Annotated in this window: 20 protein-coding genes; 12 read left to right on the top strand and 8 right to left on the bottom strand. The window is 60.4% G+C overall.

Features of this window, described 5'->3' with window-relative positions:
• The first annotated feature begins 1 nt into the window (after position 1).
• Together Q9290_RS11655 and hemN are read left to right on the top strand one after the other, a co-directional pair.
• Positions 2-445, top strand: coding sequence for a DUF2489 domain-containing protein (locus Q9290_RS11655; RefSeq protein ID WP_306079890.1), 444 nt, complete (start codon positions 2-4; stop codon positions 443-445).
• A 14-nt stretch (positions 446-459) separates the two neighbouring features.
• Positions 460-1,827, top strand: a complete 1,368-nt coding sequence (hemN, locus tag Q9290_RS11650; protein ID WP_306079817.1) for an oxygen-independent coproporphyrinogen III oxidase — start codon at positions 460-462, stop codon at positions 1,825-1,827.
• Positions 1,828-1,895: 68 nt separating this feature from the next.
• On the opposite strand, the gene Q9290_RS11645 is transcribed toward hemN, so the two are convergent.
• From Q9290_RS11645 to glnL, 4 genes are all read right to left on the bottom strand, one after another.
• Positions 1,896-3,764, bottom strand: coding sequence for a S8 family peptidase (locus Q9290_RS11645; RefSeq protein ID WP_306079816.1), 1,869 nt, complete (start codon positions 3,762-3,764; stop codon positions 1,896-1,898).
• A gap of 79 nt (positions 3,765-3,843) precedes the next feature.
• Positions 3,844-4,848 (bottom strand): adenosine deaminase, encoded by a 1,005-nt coding sequence (gene add, locus Q9290_RS11640; protein WP_306079815.1) that lies wholly within the window; start codon positions 4,846-4,848, stop codon positions 3,844-3,846.
• Positions 4,849-4,881: 33 nt separating this feature from the next.
• Positions 4,882-6,315, bottom strand: coding sequence for a nitrogen regulation protein NR(I) (gene glnG, locus Q9290_RS11635; RefSeq protein WP_306079814.1), 1,434 nt, complete (start codon positions 6,313-6,315; stop codon positions 4,882-4,884).
• 9 nt (positions 6,316-6,324) lie between these two features.
• Entirely contained in the window at positions 6,325-7,374 is a 1,050-nt protein-coding gene (glnL, locus tag Q9290_RS11630) for a nitrogen regulation protein NR(II) (protein WP_306079813.1), read from the bottom strand.
• Positions 7,375-7,584: 210 nt separating this feature from the next.
• Between glnL and slyA the strand changes: the two genes are divergently transcribed.
• Genes slyA through Q9290_RS11615 form a run of 3 tightly spaced genes read left to right on the top strand, consistent with a single transcriptional unit; the run spans position 7,585 to position 10,107 of the window.
• Positions 7,585-8,034: a transcriptional regulator SlyA gene (gene slyA / locus Q9290_RS11625; protein ID WP_306079812.1), complete on the top strand. Its 450-nt coding sequence runs from the start codon at positions 7,585-7,587 to the stop codon at positions 8,032-8,034.
• The gene (locus Q9290_RS11620; protein WP_306079811.1) at positions 8,031-9,080 is read left to right on the top strand and encodes an HlyD family secretion protein; all 1,050 of its coding nucleotides are present in this window, start codon (positions 8,031-8,033) and stop codon (positions 9,078-9,080) included. Before slyA ends, Q9290_RS11620 begins: the two co-directional genes overlap by 4 nt.
• 13 nt (positions 9,081-9,093) lie before the next feature.
• Positions 9,094-10,107: a DUF2955 domain-containing protein gene (locus Q9290_RS11615; protein WP_306079810.1), complete on the top strand. Its 1,014-nt coding sequence runs from the start codon at positions 9,094-9,096 to the stop codon at positions 10,105-10,107.
• Positions 10,108-10,251: 144 nt separating this feature from the next.
• On the opposite strand, the gene glnA is transcribed toward Q9290_RS11615, so the two are convergent.
• Positions 10,252-11,661: a glutamate--ammonia ligase gene (glnA, locus tag Q9290_RS11610; RefSeq protein WP_371930921.1), complete on the bottom strand. Its 1,410-nt coding sequence runs from the start codon at positions 11,659-11,661 to the stop codon at positions 10,252-10,254.
• Between the two features lie 480 nt (positions 11,662-12,141).
• On the opposite strand from glnA, the gene typA reads away from it, so the two are divergent.
• The 7 genes from typA (at position 12,142) to Q9290_RS11575 (ending at position 18,749) form a co-directional block, all read left to right on the top strand.
• Positions 12,142-13,977, top strand: coding sequence for a translational GTPase TypA (gene typA / locus Q9290_RS11605; RefSeq protein ID WP_306079809.1), 1,836 nt, complete (start codon positions 12,142-12,144; stop codon positions 13,975-13,977).
• 221 nt (positions 13,978-14,198) lie between these two features.
• On the top strand, positions 14,199-14,720 hold the full coding sequence (locus tag Q9290_RS11600) for a cytochrome b (protein ID WP_306079808.1): 522 nt from the start codon (positions 14,199-14,201) through the stop codon (positions 14,718-14,720).
• A 24-nt stretch (positions 14,721-14,744) separates the two neighbouring features.
• Positions 14,745-15,323, top strand: a complete 579-nt coding sequence (locus Q9290_RS11595) for a YceI family protein (RefSeq protein WP_306079807.1) — start codon at positions 14,745-14,747, stop codon at positions 15,321-15,323.
• 145 nt (positions 15,324-15,468) lie between these two features.
• Positions 15,469-16,368: a virulence factor BrkB family protein gene (locus Q9290_RS11590; protein ID WP_306079806.1), complete on the top strand. Its 900-nt coding sequence runs from the start codon at positions 15,469-15,471 to the stop codon at positions 16,366-16,368.
• On the top strand, positions 16,368-17,327 hold the full coding sequence (gene pip / locus Q9290_RS11585; protein WP_306079805.1) for a prolyl aminopeptidase: 960 nt from the start codon (positions 16,368-16,370) through the stop codon (positions 17,325-17,327). Before Q9290_RS11590 ends, pip begins: the two co-directional genes overlap by 1 nt.
• Positions 17,324-17,761, top strand: a complete 438-nt coding sequence (gene dtd, locus Q9290_RS11580) for a D-aminoacyl-tRNA deacylase (RefSeq protein ID WP_306079804.1) — start codon at positions 17,324-17,326, stop codon at positions 17,759-17,761. The genes pip and dtd overlap by 4 nt, the downstream gene beginning before the upstream one ends.
• 97 nt (positions 17,762-17,858) lie before the next feature.
• The gene (locus tag Q9290_RS11575; RefSeq protein ID WP_306079803.1) at positions 17,859-18,749 is read left to right on the top strand and encodes a bifunctional GNAT family N-acetyltransferase/hotdog fold thioesterase; all 891 of its coding nucleotides are present in this window, start codon (positions 17,859-17,861) and stop codon (positions 18,747-18,749) included.
• An 80-nt stretch (positions 18,750-18,829) separates the two neighbouring features.
• On the opposite strand, the gene cuyB is transcribed toward Q9290_RS11575, so the two are convergent.
• From cuyB to Q9290_RS11560, 3 genes are read right to left on the bottom strand one after another with little or no spacing between them, the layout of a single operon-like run.
• A complete protein-coding gene (gene cuyB / locus Q9290_RS11570; RefSeq protein WP_306079802.1) occupies positions 18,830-19,567 on the bottom strand; it encodes a cysteate racemase in 738 nt (245 codons plus the stop codon).
• A gap of 43 nt (positions 19,568-19,610) precedes the next feature.
• A complete protein-coding gene (locus tag Q9290_RS11565; protein WP_306079801.1) occupies positions 19,611-20,891 on the bottom strand; it encodes a TRAP transporter large permease in 1,281 nt (426 codons plus the stop codon).
• A 21-nt stretch (positions 20,892-20,912) separates the two neighbouring features.
• On the bottom strand, positions 20,913-21,515 hold the full coding sequence (locus Q9290_RS11560; protein WP_306079800.1) for a TRAP transporter small permease: 603 nt from the start codon (positions 21,513-21,515) through the stop codon (positions 20,913-20,915).
• Positions 21,516-21,578 lie beyond the last annotated feature (63 nt).

Below are 21,578 nucleotides of genomic sequence, written 5' to 3'. Positions count from 1 at the left end.
GCTGATTGCCGCCCTGGCGGGTGGCGTCATCATTTTGGGTCTGGCCGTGTATGCGGGCATTCTGCTGGCGAAACTGCGCCAGCAGACACAATACCGGCAAAAGGCCATCGCCAAACGCAACGACCGCATTCTTGAAAGCGTGCGGGTCATTGCCCAGGCCGTTCGCGAAGATCAGTGCAACCTGTCGGAAGGCGCCATCCGCCTGACCAATCTGCTGAATGCCCTGCAGTTTGACCGGCCCAAGGATTTTGCCGTCGAGTACCCCGGCCTCTACGATCTCTATGACAGAGTGAAAGAAATGCCGACCCACGACGCCCGCAAACAGCTGAAGCGCAACGAACTCATGCGCCTGGACCTGGAACGGGCCGGCCATGAAGGCGAGCTGGAAGCCACCATTAAAATTGAGGTCGAGCGCCTGGCCAGTCTGGAACTGCCCGGTCGCTGACCGGGGAGGAGACAATGTCAGCGATTGAGTGGGATCAAGCCCTCATCGAAAAATACAATTACTCGGGGCCGCGGTATACCTCATACCCTACCGCCCTCGAGTTCACCGGCAACTTTGGCATGGCAGAGTTCGATGCCGCCGCCGCCCGTTACCCCGAGCGCCCGCTGTCGCTCTATGTGCACATTCCGTTCTGCCACAAGCTCTGCTACTACTGCGGCTGCAACAAGGTGATCACCCGTCATCAGGGCAAGGCCGATATCTACCTGGACTTCCTGGAACGGGAAATCGAGGCCATGGCACCGCGCTTTACCGGCCGCACCGTGACCCAGCTGCACTGGGGTGGCGGCACCCCCACCTTTCTCACCGCCCCCCAGATTCGGCGCCTGAACGGCCTGCTGCGCCGGCATTTTCACTTTGCCGCTGAGGGCGAATTCAGCATCGAAATCGATCCCCGCCGAATCGAGCTTGACCTGCTCGATGTGCTGAAAGAAGAGGGCTTTAACCGTATCAGCCTGGGGGTGCAGGACTTCAACAAGGACGTGCAGAAGGTCGTTAACCGGGAGCAGGACAACGACTTTATCAAGGCGCTGGTGGCCCGGGCCAATGAGCTGGGCTTTGTCTCCACCAACCTGGACCTGATCTACGGCCTGCCGCTGCAGACCAAAGAGAGCTTTCATCACACCCTGGAGCAGGTGGTGGCCATGCAGCCGGCGCGGCTGTCGGTGTTCAACTACGCCCACCTGCCCAGCCGTTTCTCCGCCCAGCGCAAGCTGAAAGACGAAGACATGCCGGCCCCGGCGGTGAAGCTGGCCATGCTGCAGGACAGCATTCGCTACCTCACCGGCCAAGGCTATCAGTTTATCGGTATGGATCACTTTGCCCTGCCCGACGACAGCCTGGCGGTGGCCCAGCGCAACGGTGAGCTGCACCGCAACTTTCAGGGTTACACCACCCAGGGCGAATGCGATTTGCTGGGGCTGGGGGTCTCGTCCATCAGCATGATTGGCGATGCCTATTCGCAGAATCACAAGGATCTGAAGCAGTATTACGCCCAGCTCGACGAGCTGGGTCATGCCCAGACTGTGGGTTACGCCCTGAACGAGGATGACTGCCTGCGCCGGGATCTGATCAAGACCCTGATCTGCAACTTCGAGCTGGAGTTCGCGCCCCTGGCACAGCAATACGGCATCGCTTTTGACGACTACTTCGCCGAAGATCTGCAATTGCTGCAGACCTTTGTGGACGACGGCCTGGTGGTACGGGAAGCGGGTGCAATTCGCGTCACCCCCAAGGGCCGGCTGCTGATCCGCAACATCTGCATGTGCTTTGACGTGCATTCCCGCAAACAGGCTCGCCGCCAGCAGTTCTCACGAGTAATTTAAATGCGGGCACAGGGCCATGCGCATAATGTACGCATGGCCCGGTTTGTTTATGGCTTACGGCGGTGTTGTCAGCACTTTCCCTTGGCGGCCTTGCCGGGTGGGCAGTTGGTATCGCCGCCGGTCTCACCGCCATCCCCACCACCGTCATCCGAGGTGCTTCCGCTGGTACGCCCCCTGTTTTTTACGCTCAGTATCAGGTTGGTGTCTGCACTTTGCCCTGCTGTGTCGGTCACGGTGAGGGTGACCTGATAATCGCCGGGGGTACTGTAATCATGACTCTGAGTGATCCCGCCAGCACTGCCGCCATCTCCAAAATTCCATGTATAGCTGTCGATACCGATATCGTCACTACTGGCGGAGGCATCAAAGCTACAGGACAGTTTGTTGCAGCGGTAGCTGAAGGCCGCAACAGGGGCAGCATCGGATCCCGGCGGGGGCGGCGCAGCATCAAACGAGAGGGCGGCCGCCAGGTTAAGCCGGCCATGTTGCGTCCAGCCCTGCAGGTCCTGACCTTTGGCGCCGGTCTTGTCGGTGCTCTGCTCCAGCCGGTAACGTACCAGCTCATGGCAGGGTATATCACCACACTGAGTAGGAACGGCACTGGAATTTGTGATCAGCCCTTCTGCATCAATACCCAGCCAGACCAGAGCGGCTCCGGCCGCTACAAGGGGCGACGACATGGAGGTGCCGCTCCACCAGTCGACACAGCTGTCGGTGCCTGGTGTATAGGTTCCACAGTGGGCATCGGGTACCACGCCGATAATATCTTGGCCCGGTGCACTCAGGCTGACCCAGTCGCTGCCGTAGGTTGAAAATGACGCTCGGTCATCATTGTGATCCGTGGCCGCCACGGCCATCACGGTGGACTCGCCACTATTCGACAGGCAGGCGGCGGGATAGGTTTTTACCTGGTCGCCGTTGTTGCCGGCACCGGCCACCAGCACCACACCCTGATCCCTTGCTGCCTGTACGGCCTCGCACTCGGCGGTGGACGGGTCGGTTGCAAAGATATTACCGGCGACGTCGATCAAGTCACTGCCGTAGCTCATGTTGATGACCTTGTAGCCCAGCTCGGCGGCGCGGGCAATGCCCTCGGCCGACGCCGATACCGGGCAAAGGCCAACAAAAAAGTAATTAAGGCCATCGGTGATCAGTTCCTGGTAGCAGACCTTGAATACACCCACGCCGGCATTCCAGGCGGCTCCGGCAATGCCCTTGCCGTTATCGGTGTTGGCGGCGATTTCAGAAGCCACAAAGGTACCGTGACCCAGGGTGTCGCAGGCAACAGGATCATTGCAGTCCCAAGTCGCTCCTGCTGTATCAACAATATCTTCCTGGTCCAGACACTTGTCCTTCAACTCCAGCGCATTGCAGTCGGCACCGCTGTCCAGTACCGCCACTGCCGGCAGCTTGTTGGTCGCTTTATCGAGTATGCCATTGGCGTCCAGCCAGTCCCAGGCCTCGGGCGCGTTGATGTCTGCATCGGGGGTGCCGCGGGTGGTGCTCAGCTGCGCCCCGAACAGACTCTGGCGCACATAGGTGTGATCCTGTCCGGTATTGTGCAGCGCCCATTGCTCCTCAAAGAAATTGCTGCCGCCGGCCGGGGTAGGCCCCGCTTCTTCGTTGGGTACCACCAGCAGCCGGTAGTAGTCGGGCTCGGCATAAACCACATTGGGGTTGTTGTTGTAGGCGTCCACCATTTCCGGCACCGAGCCGATGGGTACCTGTATGACCTTGACGTCGATGCCGGGTATGGTTTTCAGCGATTTTCCGCCCAGCCTCCGGTGGATTTTACCCATCTCGGTGGCGGCGGTGCCGGGTTCGAATTTCACCAGGATGCGGTTGTCTGCATAAGGCTTAAGCGGGCGGGGCTCGGGTGCAGCCTGGACATGCATGGCAAGCAGCCCGGCCAGCGCCAGCGGAATAAATCTGAACATGATGACCTTCCTTAGTTTCCTTGGAATTGGTGGAAACATATTCAAGGATAGTCATCAATGTAGTAATGCCACCGCCTCGTCACTCCCGCTCGGCGCAGGCCAGCAGCAGGGCTGCTCTTTCTTGTGAGCTGATAAAGGCCATATTGAGGGCGTTTTCCTGGCAGCGGCGGGTCTGTTGCGGGCTCAGGCCGGCGCGCACTGCTGTGTCCATGTATTCGTGGCGCAGTTCGATGCCTTCCACCGCCGGATCGTCGGTGTTCAGGCAGACGGGAATGCCTTTTTCGAGAAAACGGTGAATGGGGTGTTGAGCCAGTTCGGTGACCGTGCTGGTCTGCAGGTTGGAGGTCAGGCAGGTTTCAATGCCGATATGGTGCTTCGCCAGATAGTCGAGCAGACGCTCGTCTTCCACCGCCCGCACGCCGTGGCCGATACGGCTGGCACCCAACTCTCGTACCGCCTGCCAGACGCTGGCGCTGCCGGCGGCCTCACCGGCATGCACGGTGACGTTCAGCCCGGCTTCCCGCACCCGGCGAAAGTGCTCGGTGAACAGCTCGCCGGGAAAACCACTTTCGTCTCCGGCCAGATCCATGGCCACCAGTCTGCCGGCATGGGCCAGGCAGGCATTCAGCTCCCGCTCGCAGGCGCTCTGGCCAAAGGTGCGGCTCATGATGCCGATGAGTTTTACCGGCACGCCGAAGTCCCGGCTGCCGGCGGCCACGCCGTCGATCACCGCTTCCACCACCCCTTCGGGCTCAAGGTGGTGAGTCATGGCCATGTAACCCGGGCTGAAGCGCAGCTCGGCGTAGTCGATGCCCGCCAGCTGCAAATCTTCCACGTTTTCATAGGCCACCCGGCGGCAGGCATCGTAACTGCCGAGCACCTTTACCCCCCAGTCGAGCCTGGCCAGAAAGGACAGCAGATCGGGGGTGTTGCCCTGAACTCGCACATGGGGCAGCAGTTCGCTCAGGGTATCGGCGGGCAGGGCCAGATCAAAGGCCCGGCCCAGTTCCAGTATGGTGGCCGGACGAATATTGCCGTCCAGGTGACGGTGCAGGTCGAGCAGGGGCAGGCTGGTGTCAATCATGAAGGCTCCCGTTGAAAGGTGGCACCGTACAGCTTACTCCTTTGTCGCCGATTCTTCCGGTTGCAGCTCCTTCAGCTTGCGGGTCAGGGTGTTGCGGCCCCAGCCCAGCAGCCGTGCGGCTTCCTGCTTGTGGCCGCCGCTCTGGGTCAGGGCGCAGTCGAGCAGAATGCGCTCGAACTCGGGCAGGGCCTCGGCCAGCAGATCCTTGCGACCCCGGGCCAGCTCATCGCTGGCCCAGTTTTTCAGTGCTCGCCGCCAGTCCGCAGGCTGGCCGGCGGCGGCCGGCTCGGGCTCGGGTTCCCGCTTCAGCAGTTCGGCAGGCAGGTCGGAGACCAGCACTTCCTGGCCCGAGGCCATGACAGTGAGCCAGCGGCACACGTTTTCAAGCTGGCGCACGTTGCCGGGCCAGGGCAGGGATTGCAGCAAGGCCTGGGTATCGGCGTGCAGGGACTTGGCGTCCACGCTCAGCTCCCGGGCCGCCAGGCCCAGAAAGTGCCGGGCCAGCTTGGGAATGTCTTCCCGCCGCTCCCTGAGTGCCGGCATGTGAATGCGGATCACGTTGAGGCGATGAAACAGATCTTCGCGAAAGTCGCCTTCGGCTGCCTTTTGCTCCAGATCCTGGTGGGTGGCGGCGATAATGCGCACGTCCACCTTGATCGGCTGGTGACCGCCCACCCGGTAGAACTGGCCGTCGGCCAGCACCCGCAGCAGCCGGGTCTGAATGTCCAGCGGCATGTCGCCGATCTCGTCCAGAAACAGGGTGCCGCCGTCGGCCTGCTCAAAGCGGCCCCGGCGCACGTTGTTGGCGCCGGTAAAGGCGCCTTTTTCGTGGCCGAACAGCTCCGATTCAATCAGATCCTTGGGAATGGCCGCCATGTTCAGGGCGATAAAGGGTTGCTCGGCCCGTGGGCTGTGCTTGTGCAGCGCATGGGCCACCAGCTCCTTGCCGGTGCCGCTCTGGCCGTTGATCAGCACTGAGATGGAGGATCGGGCCAGCCGGCCGATGGCGCGAAACACTTCCTGCATGGCCGGCGCCTCGCCGATTATCTCGGGGGTGCGTACCGCTTCCTGCTGGGCATTCGGGGCCTTGCGCCGGCTTTCCTTTACAAAGGCCACGGCGCGCTGCACCAGGGCCACGGCGTCGTCAATATCAAAGGGCTTGGGCAGGTATTCAAAGGCACCGCGCTGGTAAGCATTGACCGCGCTGTCGAGATCCGAGTGGGCGGTCATGATGATCACCGGTAGCTCGGGAGCGCGCTGGTGAATGGCGCCCAGCAGGGTGAGGCCGTCCATGCCCCCCATGCGAATATCGGAGATCACCACGTCGGGGTGGGCACCGGCGAGGGCGTCGAGCACACTTTCGCCGTCTTCAAAACTGCGGCAGCGAAACCCGGCCTGGGCCAGGGCCCGTTCCAGTACCCAGCGAATGGAGCTGTCGTCGTCGACGACCCAAATCAGTTCAGCCATAAAGTGCTCCTATCGTCTTAGCGGCAGATAAACAATGAATTCGGTGTGGCCCGGGCGGCTCTGGCATTCAATGCGGCCCTGATGCTGGTGGATCAGCTCCTGGGCGATGGATAGCCCCAGGCCGGTGCCGCCGTCCTTGCCGGTGACCATGGGGTAGAACAGGGTGTCGTGCAGGGCGGCGGGAATGCCCGGGCCGTCGTCGATAATGCGTACCTCGGCGGCCAGCCGGTAGCGCTTGCCCTGCAGCATCACCTGAAAGGCGGTGCGGGTGCGAATGGTAATGTGACCGTGATCGCCCAGGGCTTCCACGGCGTTGCGCACCATGTTGAGAAAGGCCTGCTGCAGTTGCTCCGGGTCCATTTCCATATCGGGAATGCTGGGATCGTAGTCGCGGTTAAGGCTGATGCCGGGCGGAATGTCCATGCTCACCAGCCGGCGTACCTGCTCCAGCACCGAGTGCAGGTTGATCACCTCCTGCTTGCCCGGACGCTGGGGGCCGAGCAGCCGGTCCACCAGGTTACGCAGCCGGTCGGCCTGGGCGATGATCAGGTGAGTGAACTCCTTGAGTTCTTCCTTTTCCAGCTCCCGCTCCAGCAGCTGGGCGGCACCGCGCAGGCCGCCGAGGGGGTTCTTGATTTCGTGGGCCAGGCCCCGCACCAGTTCCCGGGCCGCCTGCTGCTGGGCCCGTTGCTGCAATTCCTGACTGATTTTTTTCTGCTGGTCAATCAGCCGCAGTTCCATCAGCGCCAGGGTCTGTTTTTCAAAGGTAAAGGCGGTCACGCTCACGTCCACCCAGCGGGGCAGGCCGTCGATCACCACCTGCACCTCGCTGTTGGTAAAGCTCTGCTCCAGCTCGATGCAGCGCTGAATGCGGCGCATATCGAGGGAAATGTCTTCCACCACCTGATCCAGCCGGGCATCCTGCAGCCGGCGTTTACTCAGGGTCAGCAATTGCTCGGCGGCGGTATTGGCAAAGTGCACCACCAGGTCGCCGTCGACCACCAGCACGGCCGTGAGCTGGCTGTCGATAATGGTCTGAATGTTGATCCGGCTTTTCACGCGTGAAGTCCTCTCGTGGACATTTGCACCAATGTGGTGCGGTCAGTGTAACCCATGACTCGATAATTGCTACATTATGGTGCAGCTTGTAGCGATTTGGCCGGCACACCAGGCCCTGGTGAACACCGTTGCAAGAACCTTGCCCGCCAGCCCTTTGCAAATAATGATAGTGTGAATATAATTAGCTAGCTAACTAAATGGGAGTGAAACATGAAAACGCTGGGCATGGCTTTGTCGAATCTGGTGCGTCAGTGGCGGCTGATCAATGACGAGCGCCTCAAACCCCTGGGGCTGACACAAAGCCGCTGGATCACCCTGACCCACCTGAAGCAGGAAGACGGCATTCTGCAGCACCAGCTGGCGCGGCGGGTCGGGGTGGAAAGCTCGTCACTGGTGCGCACCCTGGACGGCCTGGAGCAGCTGGGGCTGGTGGAGCGCCGTCCCTGCGCCAACGACCGCCGGGGCAAGACAGTGCACCTGACCCCGGCGGTACAGCCGCTGCTGTCGCAAATGGATGCCGTGCTGGACCATACTCGACAGCAGGTGCTGGACGGGCTGAGCGAGGCGGAGCTGGCCGAGCTGGAGCGGATGGTGTGCCATATCGGCGCCAATCTGCAAAAAATAAGCGAACAACTGGGTGACAAAGAGGGGTCATCATGAGCGCAGAGCAAAGTTTTAACCGCTGGGTGCGTATTGCCCTGGCTGCCTTTGGCGTGCTGCTGGTGTATTTCGTGCTGATCGACAACTACGCCCCCATGACGCCCCAGGCCCAGGCGCACAGACCCGTGCTGTCGGTGGCACCCAGAGTGGCGGGTCAGGTGGCACAGGTGGCGGTGACCAACAACCAGCCCGTGGCGGCGGGGGATCTGCTGTTTGCGCTGGATGATACCGATTACCGGCTGGCACTGGCCCGGGCCGAATTGCAGCAGCAGCTGGCCGCTGCCGACAGCGAGCGTCAGCAGGCGGTCATGGAGACCATCAAGGCGGAGATTGAGCAGGCGCGGCTGCGGGCCGAGGAACTGGCCCGGGAAGCCAGCCGCATGGAGCGGCTGCACCGCCTGGGTCATATGTCGGTGCAGCAGGCAGAGCAGGCCCGCAATCAGGCCCAGCAGGCCCGCAGCGCCCTGCAGGCGGTGGAAGCCCGGCAGCAGGAAGCCGAACAGGCGCTGGCGGCGGCGACGCTGGCCCATGAGCAGGCCAACAATGCTTACAAGCAGGCCAGACTGGCGCTGCAGCGCACTCGAGTCCGGGCCGAACTGGCCGGGCGCGTCGGTAATCTGCAGTTACAGGAGGGGGTGCAGGCCCGGGCTGGTCAGCCGCTGCTGGCATTGATCTCCAACGAGCTGACGGTGATCGCCGATCTGCGGGAAAAAAGTCTTCGCCATGTGACCACCGGCACCGAGGTTGGAGTGGTGTTTGACGCCCTGCCGGGACGTATTTTCGACGGTCATGTCAGTAGTATCGACAGCGGTGTGCGCCAGGGCCAGCAGCCCGCCGACGGTCAGCTGGTGCAGCCCGAGAACTCGGATCGCTGGGTGCGGGACGCCCAGCGGCTGCGGGTGCATATCGCCCTCGACGAGCCGGTACCAATGCTGGCCACCGGCGCCCGGGCCACGGTGCAGTTATTTCCCGAAGCCGGCAGCTGGCTTCACGGGCTGGGCTGGGCCCAGCTGTGGCTGGTGAGCCAGTTCCGTTATCTCTACTGATGAGCGTGCGGCCATGACCTTTACCGACGACAAACTGCGAGGCTGTCTGCGCATTGCCCTGGGCAGTACCGCGGGCATGCTCACCGCCAAGGTGATGGACTGGCAGATGGGGGTGTTTTTCACCGTTTACCCCATGTTGCTGCTGGGCATGGTGCCGGTGCTCAACCGCTTTGTGATGCTGCAGTTTATCGGCTCGTCGGTGCTCACCTCGCTGGAGGTGATGCTGCTGCCGGGCCTGCTCGGGCACTGGCCACCGGCTTACACCCTGGTGGTGTTTCTGTTGTTTTTGTGGCGTTTTTACATGATGGCCCGGGGGCCGCTGATGCTGTTTGGCGCCAGCGGCTGTGTGAGTCTCAGTATCATGCTGCACTTTGCCAGCTATCCCCAGTATCACCTGGCCGACATGGCCGCCAGCAACATAGTGGCGTCCTGCCTGTCGGTGGCGGTGGCCGCCGTGCTCTATGCGCTGCTGCCCAACAAGGAGGCCCCCGCCGCCCGGGCGTTGCCCGAGAAAAGCGATAATGTGCTGCGCCATCAGACCCTGCTGGGTGCCATCGTCGCGACCCTGAGCTTCGTGGTATTCCAGACCCTGGATCTGGTGGACTCGCTGTCGGCCCAGGTGGCCACCGTGCTGGTATTGTTTCCCATGAGTTTTGCCGGCGCCGTGGTGTCGGGCCGGGCCCGCTGCATGGGTACCCTGCTGGGCTGCTCGGCGGGGCTGCTGTTTCAGCTGGTGTTGTACGACCATTACCACAACCTGCTGTTGCTGGGGCTGGCGTTCTGGATCTGCACCATGGTGTTCGCCCGCTGGCATGCCCGTGAGGCCATGCCCGGCGTGGGCTTTGCCGGCCTCACGACCGTGGGCATTCTGTTTGGCCAGTATGTGTCGCCGGAGCACGATCTGGTGTTCAGCGCCCTCTATCGCATGAGTTCGATGACGGTGGCCATTCTCGTCACCCTGTGCTGCGTGTATCTGGTGCACAAGCTGCTCAACCTGTTTCCGTCCACCCGGCATCAGATCCTGTGAGCGGGAAGCCAGAAGTTGAAAGCTGGAAGTAAAAACGGTGGAGCCTGGATTGGCCATGAGCGTAGCGAATTCATAACAAAAAAGGCCCGGGTTTCCCCGGGCCTTTTGCTGTCAGCTTCAAGCTTATGGCTTCAAGCTGTCCGTTTAAACGGAGTAGTACAGGTCGAACTCCAGCGGGTGAACCGCCATGTTGATGGACTCGGTCTCGGTACGCTTCTGCTTGATGTAGGCATCGATGAACTCGTCGGAGAACACGCCGCCACGGGTCAGGAACTCGCGGTCCTTGTCCAGGTTGTCCAGGGCGTTGTCCAGCGAGGTGGCCACGGTCGGGATCTCGGCGGCTTCTTCGGCCGGCAGGTCGTACAGATCCTTGTCCATGGCATCGCCCGGGTGGATCTTGTTCTGAATGCCGTCCAGGCCGGCCATCAGCAGCGCGGCAAAGCACAGGTAGGGGTTGGCGGCCGGATCCGGGAAACGGGTCTCGATGCGGCGGGCCTTGGGCGAACCTACCAGCGGAATCCGGATGGAGGCGGAGCGGTTACGGGCGGAGTAGGCCAGCATAACCGGAGCTTCAAAGCCGGGCACCAGACGACGGTAGGAGTTGGTGGCCGGGTTGGTGATGGCGTTCAGGGCGCGGGCGTGCTTGATGATACCGCCAATGTAGTACAGTGCCATTTCGGACAGGCCGCCGTACAGGTCGCCGGCGAACAGGTTTTCACCGTTCTTGCCCAGAGACTGGTGCACGTGCATGCCGGAACCGTTGTCACCCACCAGCGGCTTGGGCATAAAGGTCGCGGTCTTGTTAAAGGCGTGGGCCACGTTGTGAACTACATACTTGTAGATCTGAATTTCGTCGGCCTTTTTGGTCAGGGTGTTGAACTTGCAGGCAATTTCGTTCTGACCGGCGGTGGCCACTTCGTGGTGGTGGGCTTCCACCACCAGACCCATTTCTTCCATCACCAGACACATGGCGGAGCGAATGTCGTGGGAAGAATCGATGGGAGCAACCGGGAAGTAGCCGCCCTTCACGCCCGGACGGTGGCCCTTGTTGCCTTCGGTGTATTCACGGCCTGAGTTCCATTTGGCTTCTTCATCGTCAATCTTGAAGAAGCTGCCGGCCATGTCGGTGTGGAAACGCACGTCGTCAAACATGAAGAATTCCGGCTCGGGGCCGATCAGCACGGTGTCGGCGATGCCGGTGGACACCAGGTATTCTTCGGCGCGGCGGGCGATGGAGCGCGGATCCCGGTCGTAGCCCTGCATGGTGGCGGGCTCAAGCACGTCACAGCGAATGTTCAGGGTGGCGTCTTCGGTAAAGGGGTCCATTACGGCGGTGGACGGATCGGGCATCAGTACCATGTCGGACTCGTGAATGGTTTTCCACGCGGTCATGGATGAGCCGTCGAACATCTTGCCTTCTTCAAAGAAGTCATCGTTCACCTGATTGACAGGCAGGCTGATGTGTTGCTCTTTACCCTTGATATCGGTAAAGCGCAGATCGATGAATTTGACATCGTGTTCCTTGATCATGTCCATTACGGTTTCGATTGACATGGATTTCGACCTCCAAAAATAAGCATCCCAGGGTCTGATGAACAAATTCATCAGTTGCCGTTTACTAAGCTAAAACCGTGCCATGTTGGTAAGTTGCTGTTATTTAAGTCAATTACTTCATGGCCTGCAAACCGGTTGTTATTGCTCTGCACTAGTTTAGTGCATCGCTGAATCCTTTTGGTGCGACCCGGTCCCCTTGTTCCATTCTGGTGCACCGGTGCCAGAGCGGATAGTACCATTCCTGCCGGGCGGTTGAATGACAATAGCGGGCTTTCTTTACTCCAAATGAAACCACTTTCACCGGTGCCGGTGAGCCGGCCTGCGCAAAACGCAATAAATTAATATGTGAAAGCGGCTAAAGCGTGTACAATTTGCAGCCCTTTTTATTTGGTTCCGCTGCAACCCTCGCGACGGACACCCTCATGAGAGCGACTGCGCCGGCGGGCGCCCGCCTCAAAAATATGCGAGCGAAAGAAATTAATGTCATCTGAAATCAATAACTTGAGAAACATTGCCATCATCGCGCACGTTGACCACGGTAAAACTACCCTGGTCGACAAGCTGTTGCAGCAGTCCGGTACCCTGGAAAGCCGCGGTGAAGCCGAAGAGCGGGTCATGGACTCCAACGATATCGAACGTGAGCGCGGCATCACCATTCTGGCCAAGAACACCGCCATTCGCTGGACCTCGCCCGAGGGCCAGGAATACCGCATCAACATCGTGGACACCCCCGGACACGCCGACTTCGGCGGTGAGGTAGAGCGGGTCATGTCCATGGTGGATTCCGTGCTGCTGCTGGTGGACGCTCAGGAAGGCCCCATGCCGCAGACCCGCTTCGTGACCCAGAAGGCCTTTGCCCAGGGACTCAAGCCCATCGTGATCATCAACAAGGTGGACAAGCCCGGCGCCCGCGCCGACTGGGTGATGGATCAGGTGTTTGACCTGTTCGACAACCTGGGTGCCACCGATGACCAGCTCGACTTCCAGGTGGTCTATGCTTCCGGCCTGAACGGCTGGGCGTCCCTCGATGCCGACGAGCCTGCCGAAGACATGACCGCCCTGTTCCAGACCATAGTGGATCAGGTGCCGGTGCCCGACGCCGATCCTGCCGGTCAGCTGCAAATGCAGATCTCCCAGCTCGACTACTCCTCTTACGTGGGTGTGATCGGTGTGGGCCGCATCAAGCGCGGTACCGTCAAGGTAAACCAGCAGGTAACCGTAATCGGCGCCGATGGCAAAACCCGTAACGGCAAGGTCGGCCAGGTGATGGGTTACCTGGGCCTGCAGCGTCACGACGTGACCGAAGCCACTGCCGGCGACATCGTGGCCGTCACTGGCCTGGGCGAGCTGAAGATTTCCGACACCATCTGTGCCGCCGGCACCGTGGAAGCCCTGCCGCCGCTGTCCGTGGACGAGCCTACCGTGACCATGACCTTCCAGGTCAACACCTCTCCCTTTGCCGGCCTCGACGGCAAGTTCGTGACCTCCCGTAACATTCTGGAGCGTCTGCAGCAGGAGCTGGTACACAACGTGGCCCTGCGGGTGGAAGAAACCGGCGATCCCGACAAGTTCCGCGTCTCCGGCCGGGGTGAACTGCACCTGGGCATTCTGATCGAAAACATGCGCCGCGAAGGTTTTGAGCTGGCGGTATCCCGCCCCGAAGTGATCCTGAAGGAAGAAAACGGCGAGCTGCTCGAACCGTTTGAAACCCTGACCGTGGACGTGGAAGAAGACTGCCAGGGCTCCATCATGGAGAAGCTGGGTGAGCGCAAGGCCGAGATGACCGACATGGTACCGGACGGCAAGGGTCGCGTACGCATCGACTTCATGATCCCGGCCCGGGGCCTGATCGGCTTCCAGACCGAGTTCATGACCCTGACCTCCGGCTCCGGCCTGATGTACCACACCTTTGACCACTACGGTCCCCACAAGGGTGGCAACATCGGTCAGCGCAACAACGGCGTGCTGATCTCCAATGGCAAGGGCAAGGCCCTGGCCTATGCCCTGTTCAACCTGCAAGAGCGTGGCCGCCTGTTTATCGAGCACGCCACCGAAGTGTATGAAGGCATGGTGATCGGCATTCACAGCCGCTCCAACGACCTGACCGTAAACTGCCTCAAGGGCAAGCAGCTGACCAACATTCGTGCCGCCGGCACCGATGAGGCGCTGACCCTGGTGCCGCCGATCAAGATGACCCTGGAGCGCGCGCTCGAGTTCATCGATGACGACGAGCTGGTGGAAGTAACCCCCAACCACATTCGCATTCGTAAAAAACTGCTGACCGAAAACGATCGCAAGCGCGCCAGCCGCGCCTGATCATCTTCACCCGCAGATATAAAGGGGGCGCTTCGGCGCCCCCTTTTTCGATCCTGTATCAGGCAAGCCGTAAGATGTCTGACGTTTTACATTCAAATTATTTGAATCTTTAAGCCAGTAAAGGTCGCTTTGATTTACCGCCAAAGCCATTAGACTGATGAACAATTGTTATGCACAGCTGAATGCACTGCCTGTTCACGGGGCAGTGGGAGAGCCGGAATATGCAGAAATATTCAATCACAATGCGCCTTTTTCACTGGAGCACCGCCCTGCTGGTGTTTGGTCTGTTCGGGGTGGGGCTGTGGATGCGCAGCCTGGGTTACTATGATCCCCTTTATCAGGTGCTGCCCTATTGGCATAAAAGCGTCGGCTTTCTGCTGGCAGGTCTGATTGTGCTGCGCCTGCTGAGTCGCTGGCTGCTGACGCAACCCGGCCCTCTAAACACTCATCAGCCCTGGGAGCGGCGGCAGGCCCACCTGATGCACGGGGTGCTGTATTTGCTGCTGTTTGGCCTCTTTGCCAGTGGTTATCTGGTGGCAACGTCCGACGACAGGCCCGCGTCCTTTTTTGGCTGGTTCGATATTCCGGTGCTGTTCACCGCCTTTGAAAATCAGGAAGACGTGGCCGGCCTCATTCACGAAATTTGTGCCTGGTCATTGATCGGCCTGGTGGTGCTGCACGTCCTGGCCGCGCTGAAGCATCACTGGGTTGACCGGGACCATACCCTGAAACGCATGCTGTGATTTTTTCCACCAAGGAGAGAAAAAATGAAAAAGACCCTGATCGCGTCCGCCCTGCTGGCCGTGTCTGCAACCCCTGCCTTTGCCGCAGTGGAAAACTACACCGTCGATACCAAGGGCATGCATGCCTCGATCAACTTCAAGATTAACCACCTGGGCTACAGCTGGATCGTGGGCCGGTTTAACGACTTTAACGGCAGTTTTGCCTTTGATGAAGCCAATGCCGCCAACAACAGCGTGGAAGTGACCGTCGACACCGCCAGCATCGATACCAACCATGGCGAGCGCGACCGTCACCTGCGCGACGATGATTTTCTCGATGTGAACCAGTATCCCGAGGCCAGCTTTAAAAGCACCAGCGTGACGCAAGGCGACGACGAAGGGGAATATGTGGTGAAGGGCGACTTGACCCTGCACGGCGTCACCAAACCGGTGGAGTTTGACATCGAGCAGGTGGGGGCCGGTAATGATCCCTGGGGCGGCTACCGTCGCGGCTTTGAGGGCGAGCTGGAGCTGCAACTGGCCGATTTCGGCATCGACTACGATCTGGGGCCGGCGGCCGCCACCGTCTATCTGGAAATGCACCTGGAAGGCGTGCGTCAGTAAGCATTCCGGTTACCGTAAAAGATCACCGCCCGGCCGCAAGGCCGGGCGGTTTTTCGTTTGAAGCCGGTTGTGTGACGGCATGGCTGGCCGGGCAGGTGTGAAATTTGCCACAATAACCATTCACTTGTCGCAAACAGGATGTGCCATGACCCAGGTTGTCGCCCGTATCGGGCATCGTCTGCGTTTTATGCGGGAACATGGAGTGGACTTCAGCCGCTTTGTGCTCAAACGCATGCAACAGGACCGGCTCAAGATCACCGCCGGTTACCTTACCTATATCAGCCTGCTGTCACTGGTGCCCATGCTGGCGGTGGTGTTCGCCATGATGTCGGCCTTTCCCATGTTTGCCGAGCTGCGCGAGACCATTCAGAACTTTGTGTTCAGCAACTTTGTGCCGGCGGCGGGCGACGTGGTGCAAAAGAACATTCAGGGCTTTATCGACAACGCCTCCAAAACCACCGCCATCGGCGTGGCGGCGCTGGCGGTGACCGCCATGCTGCTGATCTCGGCCATTGACGAGAACTTCAACCATATCTGGCGGGTCAGCCAGAAGCGGCGCTGGTCGGTGGCCTTTTCCACCTACTGGATGATCCTCACCCTGGGGCCCATTCTGGCCGGGGCCAGCCTGGCGGTAACTTCCTACGTGACCTCGATGCGCATTTTTCAGGGCGACAGCTTTTTCGGGGTGGGCGCCGTGCTGCTGGGCATGCTGCCGTTTTTGTTGTCCACCCTGATGTTTGTGGTGTTTTACATGGTGGTGCCCAACAAGCGGGTGCGCTTCAGCCACGCCATTGTCGGCGGCCTGGTCGCGGCGGTGCTGTTTGAGCTCGCCAAGCGTGGCTTTGCCTTTTACATCACCCAGTTTCCCTCTTATCAGGCCATTTACGGCGCCCTGGCCACCGTGCCCATTTTGTTTGTGTGGGTCTATTTAAGCTGGATGATTGCTCTGTTTGGCGCCGAGCTCACCGCCAGCCTGGGGGATTACGAGCACAGCCACGGGCTAAGCTTTGATCACGACGACGACAACGACGAGGACCCGGCCTGATGCGCACCCTTTATCCGGCAATTGCCGCCAACCAGCAGCAGTGGCTGCAGGTGTCCGACCTGCATCACCTTTACGTGGAAGAAAGTGGCAACCCCCTCGGCATTCCGGTGGTACTGGTACACGGCGGGCCCGGGGCCGGCATCAGCCCCGAGCACAGGCGCTTTTTCGACCCGGAATGCTATCGCATTATCCTGTTTGACCAGCGCGGCACCGGCCAGTCGACACCCCATGCGGAGCTGACCGACAACAACACGCAAGGCCTGATCGCCGACATGGAGCATATTCGCACTCATCTTGGCATTGAACGCTGGCTGGTGTTTGGCGGATCCTGGGGCTCCACCCTGAGCTTGTGTTATGCCATCGAACACCCCGAGCGCGTGCTGGGGCTGGTGCTGCGTGGCCTGTTTCTGGGCCGGCAGCAGGATCTGGACTGGCTGTATCAGCCCGAGGGGGGCGCCGCCCAGCTGTTTCCCGACTATTACCGGGAGTTTCTGGCGCCGCTGGACGGCAACCCGGACGATCTGCTCAACCGCTATTACCGCTTGCTGACCAGCGACAACGAGCTGGCCCGGCTCAATGCCGCCCGGGCCTGGGCCATCTGGGAAGGGCGCATTTCCACCCTGCTGCCGAGAAACGACGCCGACAGTCACTACGGCGAAGCCCACAGCGCCCTGGCGCTGGCCCGGCTGGAGTGCCACTACTTTGTAAATAACTGTTTCCTTGAGGAAAACCACATCATTGAGCGGCTTCACCACATTCGCTCGTTGCCGGCGATCCTGGTGCACGGCCGTTACGACGCCATCTGCAAGCCCGCTGCCGCCGCCACACTGGCCGGCCACTGGCCCGAACTTCGCCTGCAGATTGTGCCCGGCGCCGGGCATTCGGCCTTTGAACCGGGTATTATGGACGCCCTGGTCAAGGCGACCGATCACATGGCAAAGGAGCTGGCGGCACCATGATAGCCCTGATACAAAGAGTGACCCAGGCAAGCGTTACCGTGGCCGGCGACACAGTGGGAGCCATCGGACCCGGGCTGCTGGTGCTGCTGGGGGTAGAGCGGGAAGACGACAAGAGCAAGGCCGACAAGCTGCTGGCCAAGGTGCTCGGCTATCGCGTGTTCCCCGATGAAAATGGTAAAATGAACCTCAACCTGCGCCAGGCCGGCGGCAGCCTGCTGGTGGTGTCTCAATTCACCCTGGCCGCCGATACCAACAGTGGCCTGCGCCCCAGCTTTTCCCGCGGGGCCGCCCCGGCCGACGCCGAGCGCTGGTACGATTATTTCGTTATGGCGGCCCGGGATCTGGGCGTACCCACCGAGTCCGGTCGTTTCGCCGCCGACATGCAGGTTGGCCTGACCAACGACGGCCCCGTCACTTTCTGGCTGCAGGTTTAGCCTTCGCGTATTTGGGTCGTTGCTTACCGGGTGAAATGTCATCGCCGGCACATAGCGCGGCAGCCACTATCATGAATAACCATAACAGGAGCAGACCATGTATCGTGTGGTCACCCCGCAAACGGAAGCGGAACTGGAAGCCTACTATCAGCTGCGCTGGCAGCTGTTGCGCAAACCCTGGCAGCAACCCAAGGGCTCGGAACGAGACGAGTTCGATGAATACGCCCATCACCGCATGATGGTGGATGACACCGGCAGACTGGTGGCGGTGGGCCGGCTCTACGTGAGCGGCGACGAAGCCCAGATCCGCTTTATGGCGGTGATTCCCGAATGCCGCGACAAGGGCCTGGGCTCGCGCATGGTGCTGGCCCTGGAGCAGGTGGCACGCCAGCAGGGGGTGCGCCGGCTGGTGATGAATGCCCGGGAAGAAGCGGTGTCTTTCTACAGCCATTGCGGTTTTACCGTGGTGGGCGAGGGGCCCATCAGTTTTGGCAAAATTCCCCACCGGCAGATGATTAAGGCGCTGACGCCCATTCACCAGATCAGCCACAGACCCGAGTTGTGCGACGAGCTGCAGCGGCTGTGGCACAGACGCATTCCCATCAGCGAAAAGATGGGCGCCAAAATCATTCAGTACACCGGCAGCAAGCTCAGAACCAAGGCCAACCTGACCGCCAACCTCAATCTGCACGAGTCCATGTTTGCCGGCAGCATTTACAGCCAGTGCGTGCTCACCGGCTGGGGGCTGATCTGGCTGCAGATGCAGGAATACGGTCTTAGTGGCGACATTGTGCAGAGCAGCGGTGACATCAAGTATCTGACCCCGGTGTGGGATGAACCCACCGCAGAGGTGCAGGGCCGGCTGCGGGATCAGCTGCAGCCCCTGGCCCGGGGGGAACGGGTCAAGGTGGAGCTGTCCATCACCCTCTACAGCGGTGATACCCGTGCCGCCCTGTTTACCGGACGCTATGTGATCCTCTCGCACTGATAGCGGCCACAAAAAACGGGCATAAAAAAAGAAGGGAACTCCCTTCTTTTTTCGTTTATATGGGCAGAGCCTCGGCCCGATCAGCGGTCGCTCAGTACCGGCTTCACGTGTTTGTGCTCGCCCTTGACCTGGTCGACGATATGCTCGGCCAGCAGCTGGGACGCATCGTACACCGGAATGTCGGAGACCAGCTTGTCGGCGATCACGGACAGCTCGGTGCAGGCCAGGATCAGACATTCCGCCCCCCTCGCCTTCAGCGCCGTGGCCGCCGCGTTATAGCGGGCCAGGGAGTCGTAATCGTAATTCTTGGCCTTCACTTCCCGAATCAGGGTCATTACATCATGCTGTTGCTCCGCTTCCGGAAACAGCACCCGCACGCCCTTCTGGGCAAACTTCTCATGGTACAGCCGGGTCATTTCCACCGCGGTGGAGGCCAGCAGGCCCACCTTCTTGATGCTGGGATGGCGTTTCAGCACATGGCGCACGGTCACATCCAGAATGTTGACCACCGGAATGTTCACCGCCTCGGCCACCTCGGCATGGTACATATGGGCGGTGTTGCAGGGGATCACCAGAAAGTCCACCCCCGCCCGTTCCAGCCCGCGCGCCATCTCCGCCATAAAGGGGCCCGGGCTTTCACCGGTGCCCTCAATCAGTGCCTTGATACGCGACGGTACCTTGGGGTTGTTGTCCACCAGCATATGAATGTGGTCGGCATCATCTCCGGCCGGGGTCAGGGCGATGACCCGGCGCATCAGATCCACGGTGGCTTCCGGGCCCATGCCGCCAATCACGCCTACAGACTTTTCTTTTTCCATGTTCCTTTTCCATTCAACAATCGGTTAAGCGGTCACGACCGCATCAGTAGCCAAACAGGTTGGGCAGCCACAGTGTCAGGTCCGGGAAGAAGGCCAGCAACATGACCACCAGGATCTCCACCAGCACAAAGGGCAGCGCCTTGACCGAGATTTCCTCTATGGAAACCTTGGCAATACTGGATCCGATAAACATGTTTTCCCCCAGTGGTGGTGTCGAGAAGCCGATTTCACAGCAGCACACCAGCACCACACCAAAGTGAATGGGGTCGACCCCCAGGCTGACCATCACCGGCAGCAGCACCGGGGTGACGATCATGATGGTGGCCAGGGTTTCCAGGAACATGCCGACAAAGATCAGGAAGGCAATGACGATCACCCAGATCAGCGGCAGGCTGTTGGTCAGATCCAGCAGGCCGGCGGCGATCATGCCCGGAATGTCGTTCTCCACCAGAATGCGGCCAAAGGCGGTGGCGGTGAACATGATGATCAGCACGCGGCCGGTGAGCCAGGTGGTGGAGTTCAGGGATTCCTTGAAGCCATCGAGTTTCAGCTCCTTGTGAATGAAAATGCCCACGAACAGGGTGTAGAACACCGAGACCACGGCGGCTTCGGTGGGGGTGAACAGGCCGGAATAGATACCGCCCAGGATCACCACGGGTGCCAGAATGGCCCAGATACCCTCACGGCAGGCCTTTCTCAGTTCGCCGGGCTTGCGCTCGGGGCTGCCGGTGTAGCCTTTTTTCTTGCTGATGGTGTAGTTGGCGATCATCAGGCCGCCGGCCAGCATGATGCCCGGCAGTATGCCGGCCAGGAACAGCTTGGTAATGGATTCACTGGCGGTGACGCCGTAAATTACCATGGGAATGGACGGCGGGATCACCACGCCCAGACCGCCGGACGAGGCGGTCAGGGCCGCCGAATAGCTGCGGTTGTAACCCCGATCCACCATGGCGGGGATCATCAGCATGCCCACGGCGGCGGTGGTGGCCGGGCCGGAGCCGGAGATGGCGCCAAAGAACATGCTGGCGAGAATGGCGGAAAAGCCCAGGCCACCGGCCATGGGGCCGGCCATCAGCTCGGCAATGTGTACCAGCCGGCGGGAAATGCCGGCGCTTTGCATCAGGGCACCCGACAGAATAAAGGCGGGCAGGGCCATGATGGGAAAGGAGTCCACGGCGTTCCAGGCGGTTTGCACCAGGGACACAAAATCATCGCCTGCCGCCAGATACACGCTCAGCGCCGAGGCACCGAGGGCCACGACGATGGGGGCACCGATCAGCAGCAGAAAGAAAAACATGCCAAACAAGATAATGGGAGCTGTCATTTTTTTATCCTCTCACCCGGCTCAGGCCAGGGTGTTTCCGCCTTTTTTGGTCTTGCCGGACTTGTTGCCGGTTGACCCGTCCTTGTTCGGCGTGGCCGCCGAATCGGGTTCCTGCTCCATTTCTTCCAGCTTGGGCTCATCCACGTCGTCAAAGGTGGCGCCGGTCAGCTTCAGGTAGTTGACCTGAATGATGCGAATGGTGGTCAGGGTGAACGAGATGGGAAAGATCATGTACAGGTAGGCCATGGACCAGTCCAGCGCCGGCGAGTAGAAGGTGAACTCCATCATCGACTCGATGACCTCGATGCTCTTCAGAGTCATCAGGGTATTGAAGGCAATCCAGAACAGATCCCCTACCAGTTCGACCCCTTTTCGCATGCCGGGAGGCATCATTCGAAGATGAAAGGTCACCCGGTTGTGGGCCGACAGCCGGGCGGCATAGGAGGCCCCCAGGAATACAAACCAGACAAAGGAAAACCGGGACAGCTCTTCACTCCAGGGGATTCCGTAGTTGAATACCACTCGCAGGATCACCTGAACAAACAGCAGCACCACGAACAGGCAGAGCAGAAGCTGACATACGTAATTTTCCAACTTGTCCAACTGCAGCATCAGCTTACGCATAGCAAGGCTCCAACAAAGAGGGCGGGGCAGGTGACTCTGCCAGCCGCCCTTTTGTGTATTTGC

It is taken from the genome of Oceanimonas aquatica (assembly GCF_030732065.1).
Lineage (GTDB): Bacteria > Pseudomonadota > Gammaproteobacteria > Enterobacterales > Aeromonadaceae > Oceanimonas.
The sequence above is the reverse complement of the archived record's forward strand: the minus strand, read 5'-3'. Positions and strand labels throughout refer to the sequence as shown.